The 1814-nt window shown below is 57.2% G+C and carries 3 protein-coding genes; all 3 read right to left on the reverse strand.

From position 1 onward, the window contains the following. Positions 1–245, reverse strand: a 245-nt coding sequence (locus B3M32_RS02010; protein ID WP_349679851.1) for an ATP-binding cassette domain-containing protein, incomplete at its 3' end; no start/stop codon positions are given. Beyond that, the gene (locus B3M32_RS02015) at positions 190–888 is read right to left on the reverse strand and encodes a hypothetical protein (protein ID WP_290743126.1); all 699 of its coding nucleotides are present in this window, start codon (positions 886–888) and stop codon (positions 190–192) included. The genes B3M32_RS02010 and B3M32_RS02015, both read right to left, overlap by 56 nt. An 89-nt stretch (positions 889–977) precedes the next feature. After that, positions 978–1814: serine hydroxymethyltransferase (glyA, locus tag B3M32_RS02020; RefSeq protein WP_290743129.1), on the reverse strand; the 837-nt coding region annotated here is incomplete at its 5' end.

Genomic DNA, 1814 nt, shown 5'->3' on the forward strand with positions numbered 1-1814 from the left:
GCGAAACGCCCGCACAGAAGGCGCAACAGCGTAGTCTTCCCCGCCCCGTTCGGGCCAAGTAGCGCAAAGAAACTCCCCCGCGGGATTTCGAGCGACACGCCCGAAAGCGCGTCCACGCCCGATTTCGGGTAGCGAAACGAGACGTTCTCGACTTTTACCAGCGGGATTCCCATCGCGCGCCCCGCAAAGTTATTTGCAGAATTCCTTGACCGCTTCGGCAGGGTTCTTGATGAGGGCGAAGGCATCCTTCGTCTGGCGAACAGCCTCCATCTGCACCTTCTCACTTGCACGCTGCAGGTACTGGATGCAGTGCCAGTCCGCACGGACGGCGGCAATCTGCATCGGTTCGGTACGGTGCTTGATGCTCACGTACTCAAAGGCGTGGAAATCCTGCTTCACGGCGGCGAGAACCATGGCAATCGACGGGTATTCGATGTCTTGCAGGGCATGCCAGTCGCGTTCAACCAGGGCCTCCTGGATTTTTTCACTCACTTCGGGCACATACTTGAGGGCATCGGCACTTACGCGCACGGCTTCGGCCCACAAATCGTCACCCGCATTTTCAATCTTGCGCACCACCTTCCAGTCATTGCGGACCGCCGCCTTCAAGAGCGCCGGATTCGTCACGAACTTGAGGATATTCGGGTCGCCGTTTACCGCGGCAAGGAGCGCGGGCTCGTCGAGGGCGTTGAGCGCCACCTTCAAATCTTCGCAAAGGCCGTTCTTGATGTAGAGAATCGCCTGCACGTTCTGCGCGAATGCAGCCTTCTGCACGGCGGGCGTCGGATTCTCGATAAGGCTGATGGCATACCAGTTGAGTTTCACCGCCTCGAGCTGCTGTTCTTCGGTCGGGTTCTCGATCTTCTTGATTTCAGTCCAGGACTGCATAAAACCTCATAATTATTGCGGTAAAGATAAAAAAAGCGGTCCGCCAAACGCGAACCACTTTCCTTAATTTTTCGCACCGAAGGCGCTAATTACTTATACAGCGGGTGCTTCTTGCAGAGAGCCACGATTTCTTCGCGGATCTTGGCGAGAGCGGCATCATCGTCCTTGGCCTTGATGCAGCGGTCGATGATGCGGGTCACTTCGCGGGTATCTTCTTCGTCAAAGCCACGGGTCGTGATAGCGGCAGTGCCAAGACGCACACCGGACGGATCCATCGGCTTGCGCGGATCGAACGGGATGGTAGAACGGCTGCAGGAGATGCCAACCTTTTCCATGGCCACTTCGGCTTCCTTACCGGAAACGCCCTTGGAGGTCATGTCCACCACGATGAGGTGGTTGTCGGTACCGTCGCTAATAACCTTGTAGCCCAGCTTCATCATTTCGTCGGCCATGGCCTGAGCGTTCTTGATAACGTTCTTCGCGTAGGTCTGGAATTCCGGCTGCAGAGCTTCGAGGAATGCAACGGCCTTACCGGCGTTGATGTGGTCGTGCGGACCACCCTGCATGCCCGGGAACACGCCCTTGTCGATTTCCTTGGCCAAAGAAACTTCCTTGAGTTCGCCCTTCACCATCTTCTGGATGGTGCGGTCCTTGCACATGATGATAGCGGAACGCGGGCCACGGAGAGTCTTGTGGGTGGTGGTCGTCACGATGTCGAAGTACGGCACCGGAGAATCGATAGCCTTACCGGCAATGAGGCCTGCGACGTGAGAAATGTCGGCCATGGTGAGGGCGCCAACTTCGTCGGCGATTTCCTTGAAGCGCTTCCAGTCGAGGTTACGGCTGTAGGCAGAGAAACCGGCGAGAATCATCTTCGGCTTTTCGCGGAGGGCGATTTCGCGGACCTTGTCCATGTCGATGCGGCC

Origin of the sequence: Fibrobacter sp. UBA4309 (assembly GCF_002395745.1) — a bacterium.
Classification (GTDB): domain Bacteria; phylum Fibrobacterota; class Fibrobacteria; order Fibrobacterales; family Fibrobacteraceae; genus Fibrobacter.